17 protein-coding genes are annotated in these 16124 nt (G+C 60.4%); 15 read left to right on the forward strand and 2 right to left on the reverse strand.

Going from position 1 to position 16124, the window contains the following annotated elements:
• The first annotated feature begins 43 nt into the window (after positions 1-43).
• The 12 genes from ccoN (PKE98_RS18525) (at position 44) to PKE98_RS18580 (ending at position 12315) form a co-directional block, all read left to right on the forward strand.
• A complete protein-coding gene (ccoN, locus tag PKE98_RS18525) occupies positions 44-1468 on the forward strand; it encodes a cytochrome-c oxidase, cbb3-type subunit I (protein ID WP_271196804.1) in 1425 nt (474 codons plus the stop codon).
• Between the two features lie 11 nt (positions 1469-1479).
• On the forward strand, positions 1480-2091 hold the full coding sequence (ccoO, locus tag PKE98_RS18530) for a cytochrome-c oxidase, cbb3-type subunit II (protein WP_271196805.1): 612 nt from the start codon (positions 1480-1482) through the stop codon (positions 2089-2091).
• A gap of 18 nt (positions 2092-2109) precedes the next feature.
• Positions 2110-3027 (forward strand): cytochrome-c oxidase, cbb3-type subunit III, encoded by a 918-nt coding sequence (gene ccoP, locus PKE98_RS18535; protein ID WP_271196806.1) that lies wholly within the window; start codon positions 2110-2112, stop codon positions 3025-3027.
• Between the two features lie 427 nt (positions 3028-3454).
• Positions 3455-4897, forward strand: coding sequence for a cytochrome-c oxidase, cbb3-type subunit I (ccoN, locus tag PKE98_RS18540; RefSeq protein WP_271196807.1), 1443 nt, complete (start codon positions 3455-3457; stop codon positions 4895-4897).
• Positions 4897-5508 carry a cytochrome-c oxidase, cbb3-type subunit II gene (ccoO, locus tag PKE98_RS18545; protein ID WP_271196808.1) on the forward strand — a complete coding sequence of 204 codons (612 nt, stop codon included), beginning with the start codon at positions 4897-4899 and terminating at the stop codon, positions 5506-5508. The genes ccoN (PKE98_RS18540) and ccoO (PKE98_RS18545) overlap by 1 nt, the downstream gene beginning before the upstream one ends.
• Positions 5509-5514: 6 nt before the next feature.
• Positions 5515-5706 carry a cbb3-type cytochrome oxidase subunit 3 gene (locus PKE98_RS18550; RefSeq protein WP_108097332.1) on the forward strand — a complete coding sequence of 64 codons (192 nt, stop codon included), beginning with the start codon at positions 5515-5517 and terminating at the stop codon, positions 5704-5706.
• A complete protein-coding gene (gene ccoP, locus PKE98_RS18555) occupies positions 5703-6692 on the forward strand; it encodes a cytochrome-c oxidase, cbb3-type subunit III (protein ID WP_271196809.1) in 990 nt (329 codons plus the stop codon). Before PKE98_RS18550 ends, ccoP (PKE98_RS18555) begins: the two co-directional genes overlap by 4 nt.
• A gap of 237 nt (positions 6693-6929) precedes the next feature.
• Entirely contained in the window at positions 6930-8345 is a 1416-nt protein-coding gene (gene ccoG, locus PKE98_RS18560) for a cytochrome c oxidase accessory protein CcoG (RefSeq protein WP_271196810.1), read from the forward strand.
• A 62-nt stretch (positions 8346-8407) separates the two neighbouring features.
• A complete protein-coding gene (locus PKE98_RS18565) occupies positions 8408-8944 on the forward strand; it encodes a FixH family protein (protein ID WP_271196811.1) in 537 nt (178 codons plus the stop codon).
• A gap of 10 nt (positions 8945-8954) precedes the next feature.
• Positions 8955-11384, forward strand: coding sequence for a heavy metal translocating P-type ATPase (locus tag PKE98_RS18570; RefSeq protein ID WP_271196812.1), 2430 nt, complete (start codon positions 8955-8957; stop codon positions 11382-11384).
• A gap of 15 nt (positions 11385-11399) precedes the next feature.
• Positions 11400-11627, forward strand: coding sequence for a cbb3-type cytochrome oxidase assembly protein CcoS (ccoS, locus tag PKE98_RS18575; RefSeq protein ID WP_271196813.1), 228 nt, complete (start codon positions 11400-11402; stop codon positions 11625-11627).
• Entirely contained in the window at positions 11620-12315 is a 696-nt protein-coding gene (locus PKE98_RS18580; protein ID WP_271196814.1) for a sulfite exporter TauE/SafE family protein, read from the forward strand. The genes ccoS and PKE98_RS18580 overlap by 8 nt, the downstream gene beginning before the upstream one ends.
• Positions 12316-12322: 7 nt before the next feature.
• Here PKE98_RS18580 and PKE98_RS18585 read toward each other — a convergent pair whose 3' ends face one another.
• Entirely contained in the window at positions 12323-12778 is a 456-nt protein-coding gene (locus PKE98_RS18585; protein WP_271196815.1) for a hypothetical protein, read from the reverse strand.
• A 130-nt stretch (positions 12779-12908) separates the two neighbouring features.
• Between PKE98_RS18585 and fnr the strand changes: the two genes are divergently transcribed.
• From fnr to PKE98_RS18600, 3 genes are all read left to right on the forward strand, one after another.
• The gene (fnr, locus tag PKE98_RS18590) at positions 12909-13643 is read left to right on the forward strand and encodes a fumarate/nitrate reduction transcriptional regulator Fnr (RefSeq protein WP_271196816.1); all 735 of its coding nucleotides are present in this window, start codon (positions 12909-12911) and stop codon (positions 13641-13643) included.
• A gap of 58 nt (positions 13644-13701) precedes the next feature.
• Positions 13702-14250 (forward strand): adenine phosphoribosyltransferase, encoded by a 549-nt coding sequence (locus PKE98_RS18595; protein WP_271196817.1) that lies wholly within the window; start codon positions 13702-13704, stop codon positions 14248-14250.
• A gap of 176 nt (positions 14251-14426) precedes the next feature.
• Positions 14427-15287: a metal-dependent hydrolase gene (locus PKE98_RS18600; RefSeq protein WP_271196818.1), complete on the forward strand. Its 861-nt coding sequence runs from the start codon at positions 14427-14429 to the stop codon at positions 15285-15287.
• A 129-nt stretch (positions 15288-15416) separates the two neighbouring features.
• Here PKE98_RS18600 and PKE98_RS18605 read toward each other — a convergent pair whose 3' ends face one another.
• A complete protein-coding gene (locus tag PKE98_RS18605) occupies positions 15417-16112 on the reverse strand; it encodes a TetR family transcriptional regulator (protein WP_271196819.1) in 696 nt (231 codons plus the stop codon).
• Between the last annotated feature and the right edge of the window lie 12 nt (positions 16113-16124).

The raw sequence follows: 16124 nt of genomic DNA on the forward strand, positions 1-16124 counted from the left end.
GCCTCGCCTTCAACAACTAGAGAAATCCGCGGATGGGCCTGACATGAGCACAACAACCACGACTGCCTACGACTACAAGGTGGTTCGCCAGTTCGCCATTATGACGGTGGTATGGGGCATCGTCGGTATGGGCTTGGGGGTGTTTATCGCCTCCCAACTGGTCTGGCCACAACTGAACTTCGACCTTCCCTGGATCAGCTTCGGGCGCCTGCGCCCGCTGCACACCAACGCGGTGATCTTCGCCTTCGGCGGCTGCGCGTTGTTCGCCACGTCCTACTACACCGTCCAACGCACCTGCCAGACCGCGCTCTTTGCGCCGCGTCTTGCTGCCGCCACGTTCTGGGGCTGGCAACTGGTGATTGTACTGGCCGCCGTCAGTTTGCCACTGGGTTACACCAGTTCCAAAGAATACGCAGAACTGGAATGGCCCATCGACCTGCTGATTACCGCGGTGTGGGTGGGCTACGCGGTGGTGTTCTTCGGTACGTTGATGAAGCGCAAGACCAAGCACATTTATGTGGGTAACTGGTTCTACGGCGCGTTTATCCTCACCGTGGCCGTTCTCCATATCGTCAATAACCTCGAAGTGCCGGTGAGCCTGACCAAGTCCTACTCCCTGTACTCCGGCGCCACTGACGCCATGATCCAGTGGTGGTACGGGCACAACGCCGTGGGCTTTTTCCTCACTGCCGGCTTTCTGGGGATGATGTATTACTTCGTACCCAAGCAAGCCAACCGCCCCGTGTACTCGTATCGTTTGTCGATTGTGCACTTCTGGGCGCTGATCACCCTGTATATCTGGGCCGGCCCCCACCACTTGCACTACACCGCACTGCCGGACTGGGCGCAGTCACTGGGCATGGTGATGTCGCTGGTGCTGCTGGCACCCAGCTGGGGCGGCATGATCAACGGCATGATGACCCTCTCGGGCGCCTGGCATAAGTTGCGTGACGACCCGATCCTGCGCTTTCTGGTTGTCTCGCTGGCGTTCTACGGCATGTCGACCTTCGAGGGTCCGATGATGGCCATCAAGACCGTCAACGCCCTTTCCCACTACACCGACTGGACTATCGGCCACGTGCATGCCGGCGCCCTCGGTTGGGTGGCAATGATCAGCTTCGGTGCGCTGTACCACATGATCCCGAAACTCTGGGGTCGCCCGCAGATGTACAGCATGGGCCTGGTCAACGCGCACTTCTGGCTGGCCACTATCGGCACCGTGCTCTACATCGCCTCAATGTGGGTCAGCGGTATTACTCAGGGCCTGATGTGGCGTGCCATCAATAGCGACGGCACCCTCACCTACTCCTTCGTTGAAGCGCTGCAAGCCAGTCACCCTGGGTTCATCGTACGCATGGTAGGGGGTGCGATCTTCCTCATCGGCGTGCTGCTGATGGCCTACAACACCTGGCGCACCGTGCGCAGCGCGCAGCCGGCAGAAATTGCCGCCGCCGCGCAGATGGCTTGAGGAGAGCGGCCATGAGCAAACATGAAGTACTCGAAAAGAACGTGTTCCTGTTGGTGCTGTGCATGGTGCTGGCGGTCAGCATCGGCGGCCTGACGCAAATCGTGCCGCTGTTCTTCCAGGATGTGACCAACAAACCAGTGGACGGCATGAAGCCCTACACCGCGCTGCAACTGGAAGGCCGCGACATCTACATCCGCGAAGGTTGCGTCGGCTGCCACTCGCAGATGATCCGCCCCTTCCGCGCCGAAACCGAACGCTACGGCCACTACTCGGTAGCCGGTGAAAGTGTGTGGGATCACCCTTTCCTATGGGGTTCCAAACGCACCGGCCCGGACCTCGCCCGCGTTGGTGCGCGCTACTCCGATGACTGGCATCGCGCGCACTTGTACAACCCGCGCAACGTGGTGCCGGAATCGAAAATGCCGGGGTATCCATGGCTGGTTCAGCATCAACTCGATGGCAAAGACACCGCCAAGAAACTGGAAGTGATGCGCTTGATGGGCGTGCCGTACACCGACGCCGACATCGAGGGCGCTAGCGCCGCCGTACAGGGCAAAACCGAGATGGACGCGCTGGTCGCGTATCTGCAAGTGCTCGGCACCGCCATCAAGAACAAGCGCTAAGCAGGGGGAATTGTAAAAATGACTGTTTTCTGGAGTTGGTACGTCTGCTTCCTGGCCTTGGGCAGCCTGCTCGCGTTGCTCTGGCTGGTGTTTTCCACCCGCAGCGGTGAAACCCCCAACGGCGGCGACAAAACCATGGGCCATGCCTTTGATGGCATTGAGGAATATGACAACCCCTTGCCACGCTGGTGGTTCCTGCTATTCGTCGGCACCATCTTCTTTGCCTTTATATACCTGCTGCTCTATCCGGGCCTGGGTAATTGGAAGGGGATTCTGCCGGGCTACAGCGATGGCTGGACGCAAGTCAACCAATGGCAACGCGAAGTGGACAAAGCCGACGCACAATACGGCCCCCTCTTCGCCCGCCTGGCCGCCATGCCGCTGGAAGAACTGAGCAAGGATCCCCAAGCGCTGAAAATTGGTGGCCGCCTGTTTGCCACCAACTGCTCGGTGTGCCACGGCTCTGACGCTAAAGGGGCTGTCGGCTTTCCCAACCTCACCGATAGCAACTGGCGCTGGGGCGGCGATGCCGAGACCATCAAGGCCAGTATCCTTCATGGTCGCATGGCTGCCATGCCAGCCTGGGGTCCGGTAATTGGCGACGCAGGGGTGAAAAACGTTGCGGCCTATGTGCGCACCCGACTGGCGGGCCTGCCGCTGCCAGATGAAAGTGATGCCGATCTTGATGCCGGTGGCACCACTTACGCCACTACCTGCGCCGCCTGCCACGGGCCGGAAGGCACCGGCACAGCCGTAATGGGCGCTCCAGACCTCACTCACCCAGGCGGCTGGATCTACGGCAGCAGCCTGACCCAACTGCAACAAACCATCCGTCACGGCCGCAACGGCCAGATGCCGGCGCAAGAGCAATTCCTGGGTAACGACAAGGTGCATGTACTGGCCGCTTATGTACTGAGCCTGTCGCGCCAGCAGTGACAGGTTGGTGATCGGTGAGCATGGCGCGACGGACTGCGGGTCATGCTCAATTGACACCTCAAACACCATGATCAACCGCGTCAATCGCTCCATCGAGCAAGCTGACCGAACGGCCAACCTCGCCCTTGGTCGCGATGCGACCCAGTGTCGCACCCTGACGACGGGTAACCTTCAGGGTGCGTTTTCATCTACTAAGCTGGCGCATTAGCCGTCAGTGTTTGCTATGAGGCACATGACCCATTCGTTGACGGTTAGGGATAAGGGCGGACACCTGAGAACCATCCTCATTTAGAGGCCGAAATAACTTGTTTCAGGTGTCTGAAAGCCTTATCGCTGCGGCCTGTGGCGTTGCAATGACTACGTCGTTTCCTCATACTTGCCGCCGATTTTTACCCCTAAAAAACACCCTAAACCGTGGAACCTTAGAATGAGCACAGCAATCAGTCCGACTGCTTATAACTATAAGGTGGTCCGCCAGTTCGCCATCATGACGGTGGTCTGGGGGATCCTTGGCATGGGCATGGGCGTCTTCATCGCCTCGCAATTGGTATGGCCGGAATTGAACTTCGGTTTGCCATGGACGAGCTTTGGTCGCCTGCGCCCCCTGCATACCAACTTGGTGATTTTCGCCTTCGGTGGCTGTGCTCTGTTCGCTACGTCGTACTACGTAGTTCAACGTACCTGCCAGACTCGTCTGATTTCAGACAGCATGGCGGCCTTCCACTTCTGGGGCTGGCAAGCCGTGATCATCGGCGCGGGTATCACCCTGCCGCTGGGCTACACCACCTCGAAGGAATACGCTGAACTGGAATGGCCGTTGGCCATCCTGCTGGCTGTGGTCTGGGTGACCTACGCCGCCGTGTTCTTCGGCACCATCATCAAGCGTAAAACCAAGCACATCTATGTCGGCAACTGGTTCTACGGTGCCTTCATTCTGGTAACGGCGATGCTGCATATCGTCAACCACATGTCGCTGCCGGTTTCGCTGTTCAAGTCGTACTCGCTGTATTCCGGTGCGACCGACGCGATGATCCAGTGGTGGTACGGCCACAACGCTGTAGGCTTCTTCCTGACAACCGGCTTCCTGGGGATGATGTACTACTTCGTTCCGAAGCAGGCCGAGCGTCCGATCTACTCCTATCGCCTCTCCATCGTGCACTTCTGGGCACTGATCACCCTGTACATCTGGGCCGGTCCGCACCACCTGCACTACACCGCTCTGCCGGACTGGGCTCAGTCCCTGGGCATGGCCATGTCCATCATCCTGCTGGCACCAAGTTGGGGCGGCATGATCAACGGCATGATGACCCTGTCTGGCGCCTGGCATAAGCTGCGCACCGACCCAATCCTGCGCTTCCTGGTTGTGTCCCTGGCGTTTTACGGCATGTCGACCTTCGAAGGTCCGATGATGGCCATCAAAACCGTCAACTCGCTGTCGCACTACACCGACTGGACCATCGGCCACGTACACGCCGGTGCACTCGGTTGGGTTGCCATGATCTCCATTGGCGCCCTGTACCACATGATCCCGAAACTCTGGGGCCGCCCACAAATGCACAGCGTTGGCCTGATTAACGCGCACTTCTGGCTCGCCACCATCGGTACCGTGCTGTACATCGCTTCCATGTGGGTCAACGGTATTACCCAAGGCCTGATGTGGCGTGCAATCAACGAAGACGGCACCCTCACCTACTCCTTCGTTGAAGCGCTGCAAGCCAGCCACCCGGGCTTCGTCGTGCGGGCAATCGGTGGTGCGTTCTTCGCCTCCGGCATGCTGCTGATGGCCTACAACACCTTCCGTACCGTGCGCGCCTCCCAGCCAGCTGAAGCAGAAGCCGCCGCTCAGATCGCTGTAGTTGGAGCTCACTGATGAGAAATCATGACGTAGTCGAGAAGAATATCGGCCTGTTGGCCTTCTTCATGGTTATCGCCGTAAGCATCGGGGGTCTGACTCAGATCGTTCCGCTGTTCTTCCAGGACGTTACCAACAAGCCGGTTGAGAACATGAAACCGCGCTCGGCACTGGAACTGGAAGGTCGCGACGTCTATATCGCCAACGGTTGTGTCGGCTGCCACTCGCAGATGATCCGTCCGTTCCGCGCTGAAACCGAACGCTATGGCCATTACTCGGTAGCCGGTGAAAGCGTTTGGGACCACCCGTTCCTGTGGGGTTCCAAGCGTACCGGTCCGGACCTGGCCCGCGTTGGTGGCCGCTACTCCGATGACTGGCACCGTGCGCACTTGTACAACCCGCGCAACGTAGTGCCTGAGTCGATCATGCCGGCTTACCCGTTCCTGGTAGAAAACAAGCTCGACGGCAAAGACACCGCCAAGAAAATGGAAGTTCTGCGTTCCATGGGCGTGCCTTACACCGACGAAGACATTGCCGGCGCCCAAGCTGCGGTCAAAGGCAAAACTCAAATGGATGCTGTGGTTGCCTACCTGCAAGGTCTGGGCACCATCATCAAAAGCAAACGGTGACATGAGATGGATATTGGGATGATTCGCGGTCTTGGCACCGTAGTGGTGATGGTTGCTTTCGTTGGCCTGGCCCTCTGGGTGTTCAGTGGCCGACGCCAGAAAGACTTTGATGAAGCCACCCTGCTGCCGTTCGCGGATGATCCCGAAGCCATCAAGCACGTCGAGCAAGAGCAAGCTTCTAGGAGTAACAAAGAATGACCCTCTTCTGGAGTCTGTACGTCACTGTACTCACCCTGGGCACCATCGCCACGCTGACTTGGATTCTTCTGTCCACGCGCAAAGGCCAACGTGCTGAAACCACCGACGAAACCGTCGGCCACTCCTTCGACGGCATCGAGGAGTACGACAACCCGCTACCCAAGTGGTGGTTCATGTTGTTCGTCGCCACCATCATCTTCGCCCTCGGCTACTTGGTGCTCTACCCGGGCCTGGGCAACTGGAAAGGCGTACTGCCGGGCTACTCCTACCTGAACAACGAGACCAAGCAGGAATTCTCGAATGGTCAGCCAGGCTGGACCGGTGTGCACGAGTGGGAAAAGGACATGGCCAAGGCTGATGCCAAGTTCGGTCCGATCTTCGCCAAGTTCGCCGCCATGCCGATTGAAGAAGTTGCCAAAGACCCGCAAGCCCTGAAGATGGGTGGCCGCCTGTTCGCCTCCAACTGCTCGGTCTGCCACGGCTCCGATGCCAAGGGCAACTACGGTTTCCCTAACCTGACCGACGCCGATTGGCGCTGGGGCGGTGAAGCATCCACCATCGAAACCACCATTCTCGGCGGTCGCCATGCGGTGATGCCGGCGTGGGGCACCGTAATCGGTGACCAAGGCGTTCGTGACGTAGCTGCTTTCGTTCTGACCCAACTGGACGGCCGCAAGCTGCCCGAAGACGCCAAGGCAGATCCTGCCAACGGCCAGAAAATCTTCGCGGCCAACTGCGTGGCTTGCCACGGCCCTGAAGGCAAAGGCACCCCGGCAATGGGTGCGCCTAACCTGACTCACCCGGCGGCGTTCATCTACGGTTCTAGCTTCGCTCAGCTGCAACAGACCATCCGCTACGGCCGTCAGGGCGTTATGCCTGCTCAGGAACAACTGCAAGGCAAGGACAAGGTTCACCTGTTGGCGGCCTACGTCTACAGCCTGTCCCACGGCAATGCCTCGGATGCTGAGAAAGAAAAAGCCGAGTAATCGCCTCGTAAGAAATTGCTTAGGAGTCTGCCCACAGGGCAGATTCCTGATGCAACCCCCGCCTCACTCCTGCTCCTCGCCCCTTTTCGCCCTCCCCCGCACTAAAACAAGCCTTACGCGACCTCACGTCGCAGCAATAACCCTGCAATCAGCGCGTATAATTCAGAGCGCACTAGTCGCTTTGACCTCCGTCGGCAAGCATCGACGAGGCTTTCTCCACTGCCGTGGTACGTATCGATGAGTAAGCAGATTCCCGTTCAAGACATCACGCCGTCTACCAAACCGGCGGATAAGTCCGTTGACCTCTACGCGTCTAGGGAAAAGATCTACACCCGCGCCTTTACCGGATTTTTTCGCAACCTGCGCATGCTCGGTGGCGCCGGTTTGTTTCTGTTGTACTTCGGTACTGTGTGGCTCAACTGGGCGGGCCACCAGGCGGTGTGGTGGAACCTGCCGGAGCGCAAGTTCTACATTTTCGGCGCCACCTTCTGGCCGCAAGACTTCATCCTGCTCTCCGGCATCCTGATCGTCAGCGCCTTCGGCCTGTTTTTTATCACCGTATTTGCCGGTCGCGTTTGGTGCGGCTACACCTGCCCGCAAAGCGTGTGGACGTGGATTTTCATGTGGTGCGAAAAGGTTACCGAAGGGGACCGAAACCAACGCATGAAGCTCGACAAAGCGCCGATGAGCGCCAATAAACTCCTGCGAAAATTCAGCAAGCACAGCCTATGGCTGCTGATCGGCCTGGTCACCGGCCTGACATTCGTCGGCTACTTCTCCCCCATTCGCGACCTGACCATCGACTTCTTCACCGGCGAAGCGGACGGCTGGGCGTACTTCTGGGTTGGCTTCTTCACCCTCGCCACCTACGGCAACGCCGGGTGGCTGCGCGAGCAGGTGTGCATCTACATGTGCCCCTACGCGCGCTTCCAGAGCGTGATGTTCGACAAAGACACCCTGATCGTTTCCTACGACCCACGCCGTGGCGAACGCCGGGGTCCGCGCAAGAAAAATACCGACTACAAAGCCGAAGGTCTGGGTGACTGCATCGACTGCACCATGTGCGTTCAGGTTTGCCCCACCGGTATCGACATCCGCGATGGCCTGCAGATCGAATGCATTGGCTGCGCCGCCTGTATCGACGCCTGCGACACCATCATGGACAAGATGGAATACCCGCGCGGCCTGATCAGCTACACCACCGAGCACAACCTGTCCGGACAGAAAACCCATCTGGTCCGTCCGCGCCTGATCGGCTACGCCGTTGTCCTGCTGGTGATGATGGGCTTTCTGGCAACTGCCTTTGTGCTGCGCCCACTGGTGGGCTTCGATGTCAGCAAAGACCGCGTGCTGTTCCGCGAAAACGCTGAAGGGCGCATCGAAAACGTCTACAACCTGAAGATCATGAACAAGGACCAGCAGTCGCACACCTACGTGCTCAGCGCCAAAGGCCTGGACGACCTGAAATTGACGGGCAAACGTGAGTTCCAGGTCGATGCCGGCGAAATCATTACCCAGCCGATCGAGCTGTCGGTGTCTCCGGAAAAACTGCCATCGAGCACCAACGAAGTGATCTTCGTACTGGAAAGCGCTGACAACCCGGATACCCACGTCGAAACCAAGAGCCGCTTTATTGGCCCGAGTATCCGCTGAGGCGATTGCCCCCTACACTAGCGCCCTGCAAAAACCAGGTAACCGATTCAGAGAGACAACCAATGCCCGCAACAGCAAGCAGTCCCTGGTACAAACACATCTGGCCGTGGATCATCATTGGCATGCTGGCCACCTCGGTGGCCCTGACCATGCATATGGTATTTATCGCCGCCGATGGCCAGGACACGCTGGTCACCGACAACTACTACGAAGCTGGCAAAGGCATCAGCCGGTCGTTGGATCGCGAACGCCTGGCCAAAGACCTGCATTTGGAGGCTCGCGCCCAACTGGATGAAGTCACCGGGGAAGTCAGCCTGGTACTCAGCGGCGGCAGCCGTCCCGACACACTGGAAATGAACCTGATCTCCCCGACCCAGGCCGAGAAAGACCGCAACCTGATCCTCAAGCGCAGCAGCACCGAGCCAGACCGTTACATCGGCCAACTACCCGAAGCCGTTGAAGGCCGCCGCTTCGTTGAATTGCTCGGCCAGCAAGGCGAGCAAACTTGGCGTCTGTTCGAGGAAGAAAAAGTCGGCCCAGGCGTGGAACTCAAACTGGGCGACGAACCTATCCCCGGCGCCGAAGAAGAGCAGCGTTAATCCTGCTGATATGAGCGCGCCCCTGCCCTGCTACCACTGCAGCCTGCCGGTTCCCGCCGGCAGTCGTTTTTGTGCGACCGTGCTCGGCGCGGGCCGCGAATTCTGCTGCCCTGGCTGTCAGGCGGTCGCCGAAGCCATCGTGGCCGGCGGGTTGGAAAGCTATTACAGCCACCGCAGCGAAAGCTCGGTCAACCCGCAAGCCCTGCCCCAACAATTGCAGGACGAGCTGGAACTGTACGATCGCGCTGACGTACAGCAGGCCTTCGTCCACCACGACGCTGATTTGGCGGAAACCACCCTGTTGCTTGAAGGCATCAGCTGCGCCGCCTGCGGCTGGCTGATCGAGCACCGTTTGCGGCAATTGCCGGCAGTAGCCGAGGCTCGCCTCAATCTGTCCAACCACCGCTTGCAAGTGCGCTGGGCCGATAGCCAACTGCCCCTAAGCGCGCTGCTCAACGAATTGCGCCTTATCGGCTATGCAGCCCACCCCTACCAGGCCGACCGCGCTGCCGAGCAACTGGCCGCGGAAAACCGCCTCACCCTGCGCCAGCTCGGCGTCGCCGGCCTGCTGTGGTTCCAGGCGATGATGGCGACCATGGCCACCTGGCCCGAATTCAATATCGACCTGAGCCCCGAGCTGCACCAGATCATGCGCTGGGTGGCGATGTTTCTGACCACGCCCATCGTGTTCTACAGCTGCGCGCCGTTCTTCAAAGGCGCCATGCGCGACCTGCGCACTCGCCATCTGACCATGGATGTGTCGGTGTCACTGGCTATCGGCAGCGCCTATGTCGCGGGCATCTGGACTGCCATTACCGGCAACGGCGAGTTGTATTTCGATGCCGTCGGCATGTTCGCTCTGTTCTTGCTCACCGGCCGTTATCTGGAACGCCGAGCCCGCCAACGCACCGCCGCGGCCACCGCCCAGTTGGTCAATCTGTTGCCGGCATCCTGCCTGCGCCTGGACGCCGACGGCCAGGGCGAGCGCATTCTGCTGCGCGAGCTGCAACTGGGTGAGCAGGTGCTCATCCACCCCGGCGCCGTGGTGCCGGCGGATGGGCGAATCGTGCAGGGTCAATCCAGCGTCGACGAATCGCTGCTGACCGGCGAATACCTGCCGCTGCCCCGAGGTGTCGGAGATCTGGTCACCGCCGGCACGCTTAACGTGGAAGGCCCGCTGCACGTTAAAGTGGAGGCGCTTGGCCCCGATACCCGCCTGTCTGCCATCGTCCGGCTGCTTGACCGCGCCCAAGCCGACAAGCCGCGTCTGGCGGAGCTGGCCGACAAAGCCGCGCAATGGTTCTTGCTGATCACCCTGGCATTGGTGGTAGTAATTGGCGCCGTCTGGTGGCACCTGGATTCGGACCGCGCCTTCTGGGTGGTGCTGGCCATGCTGGTTGCCACCTGTCCTTGCGCCTTGTCGCTGGCCACGCCCACCGCCCTCACCGCCGCCACCGGCACCTTGCACAAGCTCGGTCTGCTACTTACCCGCGGCCATGTGCTGGAAGGCCTCAACCAGATCGACACGGTAATTTTCGATAAAACCGGCACCCTTACCGAAGGCCGCCTGACCCTGCGCGCCATTCACCCCTTGGGCAGCGACAGCGACGACACCTGCCTGGCCTTGGCTGCGGCGCTGGAAAATCACTCCGAGCACCCGATTGCCCGCGCCTTTGGCCAGGCACCAGCAGCCGCCGAATCGGTCAGCAGCGTGCCGGGGCTGGGTCTGGAAGGTGTAATCGAGGGCCGTCGTTTGCGCATTGGCCAGGCCGACTTCGTCGCACAGCTAAGCGGCAAGCCCGCGCCGGTGATGCCCGCCGAAGCGGGCCAATGGCTGCTGCTGGGCGACGCGCAAGGCCCGCTGGCCTGGTTTGTTCTCGACGACCGGCTGCGCGGCGACGCGCCAACCCTGCTCGCTGCCTGCAAAGCGCGCGGCTGGAAAACCTTGTTGCTGTCCGGCGATACCTCGCCAATGGTCACCAGCGTCGCCCGCGACCTGGGCATCGACGAGGCCCATGGCGGCCTGCGCCCGGACGATAAGCTGGCCATGCTGCATACCCTGCACAGCCAGGGCCGCAAAGTGCTGATGCTGGGTGACGGCGTCAACGACGTGCCGGTGCTGGCCGCCGCCGATATCAGCGTGGCCATGGGCTCGGCTACCGATCTGGCGAAAACCAGTGCCGACGCGGTGTTGCTGTCCAATCGCCTCGACGCCCTGGTGCAGGCCTTCGCCCTGGCGCGCCGCACCCGCCATGTGATCATCGAGAATCTGTTGTGGGCCGGCCTGTACAATGGCCTGATGCTGCCGTTCGCCGCCCTTGGCTGGATCACCCCGGTATGGGCTGCGGTCGGCATGTCGGTCAGCTCCTTGACCGTGGTACTCAATGCCTTGCGCCTCACGCGCCATCGCGCGCTGACGCCAAGCGCTGGCAGCGTCTGACTGCCCGGAGCCTGTATGCCCGCTTTATATTTGCTGATCCCGATAGCCCTGCTGATCGTTGCGGTGTGCATCTTTATCTTCTTCTGGGCCGTGAACAGCGGCCAATACGACGACCTCGACGGCCCGGCCCACAGCATTCTGTTCGACGATCAGGACCCCAACCACTTGGCCGGCGTCGACCAGGCCAGCGGTCACGACGAAAACGAGAACACCCGCGACAAGCAGGAGCCGCCCCGTGCTTGAACTGGCGCCACTGCTGGTGTCGGCCGTTATTCTCGGTCTGCTCGGCGGCGGCCATTGCCTGGGCATGTGCGGCGGGCTGATGGGCGCGCTGACCCTGGCCATTCCCCCTGAGCAACGCAGTCGCCGCTTTCGCTTGCTGCTCGCCTACAACCTGGGGCGAATTCTCAGCTATGCCTGCGCCGGCCTGTTGATTGGTATGGCCGGCTGGGCCGTGGCCAATAGCCCGGCAGTGATGGTATTAAGGGTGATTGCCGCGCTGCTGCTGATCGCCATGGGTCTGTACCTGGCTGGCTGGTGGAGCGGGCTAACCCGTATCGAAGCGCTGGGCCGTGGCCTGTGGCGCTATATCCAGCCATTTGCAAGCCGCCTGATGCCAGTGTCGAGCCTGCCCCGCGCGCTGCTGTTGGGCGCGCTGTGGGGCTGGTTGCCGTGCGGGTTGGTGTACAGCACGCTTCTGTGGGCGGCGAGCCAGGGCAATGCGCTGGACAGCGGGCTGCTGATGCTGGCGTTCGGCCTCGGAACCTGGCCGGTATTGCTGGCCACCGGCATGGCCGCCGAGCGCCTCACCGCCGTGCTGCGCAAGCGCAACGTTCGCGTGGCGGGCGGGCTGCTGGTGATTGTGTTTGGCTTGTGGACGCTGCCTGGCCCCCATCAGCAATGGCTGATGGGACACGCGATGCACAACTAGAGCGGCATCACGCCATCAGGCCGGTCATTTCCGACATCTGGTCCGGGCTCAAACCCGCTTCCTTGATTGCCTTGATCAGGTTGCCGTTTACGGTGGCAATGGCGCCGTTCAAGGTGGCGATTTCGCTTTGGATGCCCTGTGCTTTCTGCATGCGCTCTTCGTCGGACAGGCTTTGATCTGCCATTACAGACTGCAATTGAGCCTGCTTCTCAGCCAATTGCGCTTTGAGCTCACGAAGCATTTTCAGCGCTTGCTTGATACTGTCCGGCAGGCTGCTTTTGTCGATGTCATCGTTGTTCGCGGCGGCGCTGATTTTCTGCGCCTGCTCCGACAACGTGACCTTGATGCCTTGCAGCGCGGTGAGCTTGTCCACCGGTGGATCTTCCGGATCCCGGTTGGCTTTGACAGACACCTGCTGGGCCAGATGGCCAGTGACGTTGCTGGTGTTGTTGATCGACAACATGTCCCTTCTCCCTAGGTAACGACACAAAGGTATCGGCGGTCGACCGCAGAACTTAAGCGCATGGTCAGGTCGTGTCCTAAGCTGATACCCTTACGGTCTGTGTGTGCTTGGCTACAAAGGATGCCTTGCGATGAATGAAATGATCAAAGCCCGTGGCCTGCCGGCCGTGCATTGCAAAGATTGCAGCCTCAGCGGCCTGTGCCTGCCGTTGTCGATGGATCTTGACGATATGGACGCGCTGGACGACATCGTCAAACGCGGGCGCCCGCTGAAAAAAGGCGAGTTCCTGTTCCGCCAGGGCGATCCCTTTACCTCCGTGTTTGCCGTACGCTCGGGCGCGCTGCGCAGCTTCAGCGTGTCGGACGCCGGCGATGAGCAGATCACCGGTTTCCACCTGCCAAGCGAGCTGATGGGCATGTCGGGCATGGACGAGGAGTCCTACCCCACCTCCGCCCAAGCGCTGGAAACCACCACCGTCTGCGAAATTCCTTTTGAAAAACTCGACGAGCTTTCGCTGCAATTGCCGCAATTGCGTCGCCAGCTGATGCGCATCATGAGCCGCGAAATTCGCGACGATCAGCAAATGATGCTGCTGCTGTCGAAGAAAACTGCCGACGAGCGTATCGCCTCGTTCCTGGTCAACCTCTCCGCACGCTTCCGCGCCCGCGGCTACTCGGCCAACCAGTTCCGCCTGGCCATGTCGCGCAATGAAATCGGCAATTACCTGGGCCTGGCGGTGGAAACCGTGTCCCGCGTGTTCACCCGCTTTCAGCAGAGCAACCTGATCGCGGCCGACGGCAAGGAAATTCAGATTCTCGACGCTGCGCAGCTGTGCGCCCTGGCCGGCGGCAATCTGGAGCAGTAAACACTCACCCACGGGGCCTGCTAGAATCGCGCTTTTGCCCCACTAGCAGGCCCTCGCGATGATCTTCGACGACTTCAGCATCAAATCCCTGATTCGCCCCGTGCCGGACTTCCCCAAACCCGGCGTCATCTTTCGCGACATCACACCTCTCTTCCAATCGCCCCGCGCCCTGCGCATGGTGGCCGACAGTTTTGTACAGCGTTATGTCGAAGCCGAGTTCACCCATATCGGCGCTATGGATGCCCGTGGCTTTCTGATTGGCTCGATCATCGCCTACGCCCTGAACAAACCTTTGGTGCTGTTTCGCAAGCAAGGCAAGCTGCCCGCCGACGTTTTGGCCGAGGGCTATCAGACCGAATACGGCGAAGCCTTTCTGGAAGTACACGCCGACAGCCTGTGCGAAGGCGACTCGGTGCTGATTTTCGATGACCTGATCGCCACCGGCGGCACCCTGCTGGCCGCGTCTGCCCTGGTGCGCCGCATGCGCGCCAGCGTTTTCGAGGCGGCGGCCATCATCGACCTGCCGGAGTTGGGCGGCTCGCAGAAGCTGCAAGACGCCGGTATCCCGACCTTCTGCCTCACCAGTTTCGCCCTGTCCGACCGCTAAATCCGCGGTGTCCCACCTGTTACCCCGCGCACCCCGGCCAGAATCTCTGGTCGGGGCGCTGCACTTAGGTTGGGTGTTCCTGTTGCCAGCTTGGGCCAATCATTGAATGCAATCGGTGATTAAACCTGAGCCGTACAACAAGAAAGATCGCGAGTAGCGATCGTCAGGAGCCTCCCATGACCGCCATTCCAACTCAATCCATTCCAACTCCATCCAAACTGACCAAGCCCAACGCTAGCTTTCCCGTGCGCCGCATGGACTTCACCTTTGCCGAAACGGAAAAGTACTGGTGGAGCGGCGACCCCTTCATGACTCACTTCATGAACAATCTGTCGTCGCTGTTTCCCTACGGCGAAATGTTCTTCGTCGATAGCGTGCGCGCCGTACGCGACACCATCACCGAGCCACAGCTGAAAAAGGACATCAGCGCCTTTATCGGCCAGGAAGCCATGCACTCCAAAGAACATGCGACCTACAACGAGTACGCCGCCCAGCACAATATCGACCTGGAAAAGCTCGAACTGCGTATCAAGGTGCTGCTGGAATGGGTGACCAAGATCACCACCAAGAAACAACGCCTGGCCGCCACCTGCGCCCTGGAGCACTTCACCGCCACCATGGCCCAGCAACTGCTGTTGCGCGAAGACCTGACCACCCAGATTGACGACCCGAAGATGTACCAACTGTGGATGTGGCATGCCATTGAAGAGAACGAGCACAAGGCCGTGTGTTACGACGCCTACCAGGCGGTGGGCGGTGGTTACTTCACCCGCGTGGCGATGATGGCGATCTCGACGGTGATCTTCTTCGGCGTGATCGGCTGGTTTCAGGTACACCTGCTGCGCAAAGACCGCCAGTTGTTCAACCTGCGCAGCTGGGGCCGTGGCCTGCGCACCCTGTTCAGTCTGCGCGATGGCTTCCTGACCAAGTTGGTGCTGCCGTATCTGGATTACTACCGCCCGGGCTTTCACCCGTTTGACCACGACACCAAGGTGCTGGAACAGCGGTGGAAGGATCGACTCGGTTTTAGCGGTTAACGCTGATGGGCCCCCTCTCCCGCATGCGGGAGAGGGTTGGGCTGAGGGGCCTTCAAATCGCCGACAGCAAAACCCTCACCCTAGCCCTCTCCCGGTCGCGGGCAGAGGGGACTGTTTCACGTCAGGGCCTCAATCTGCGCCCAGCTTCAACTCCCCCACCGCCTGCAGCACCGTCGCCCCGGCAAACATCATCAAAATCTGCGCCTGCGCCTGGGCGCAGATCGCCGGGCGGCGGTCCACTTGCTCGATGTAATCCAGCGATTGCTGAAACAACTGCCGGCTGATCATCGACGACACCTGGCGCACCGCCGCCGGCTCCAGACTGGGTAGCAGCTGCAATTTGCCGAGGTCCTCGGCCATGTCGCTGGCGAAGGCCTCCATCATCTGTTCTAGCGCCTCACGCAGCACCTTCGAGCTGCCGTGCAGCTCGCGCACACCGACAATAAAGGCGTGGGGGTTTTGCGCCGCGTAGGCGAAAAACAGTTCCACCGTTTCGCTGCATACCCGTTGGCCGCGCGCCAGATCGACGCCAAAGGTGAGCTTGGCTGGCGTGTCCCGCTCGGCGCGCTCAGCCGCCTCGAAGCGCAAAGCGCGCAGCGGCTGGCGAATACGCGCGGCCATCTCGGCAATCATCGCCAGGCCCAGATCGTCCACGGTTTTGAAGTGACGGTAGAAGGTATTTGGGTTCAAACCCGCTTCGCGCGCCAGTTCCCGCAACCCCAGGCCACTCAAGCTGCGGCTGATGGCTGCCAGGCGCAAAGCGGCGTCCATCAGCAGCCGTTTGCCCTGGGCGGTAACGGTTTTGGGCAGGTCGGTATCGGGCATGGATGTCATCAG

This window comes from Pseudomonas turukhanskensis, assembly GCF_027922365.1.
Taxonomy (GTDB): domain Bacteria; phylum Pseudomonadota; class Gammaproteobacteria; order Pseudomonadales; family Pseudomonadaceae; genus Aquipseudomonas; species Aquipseudomonas turukhanskensis.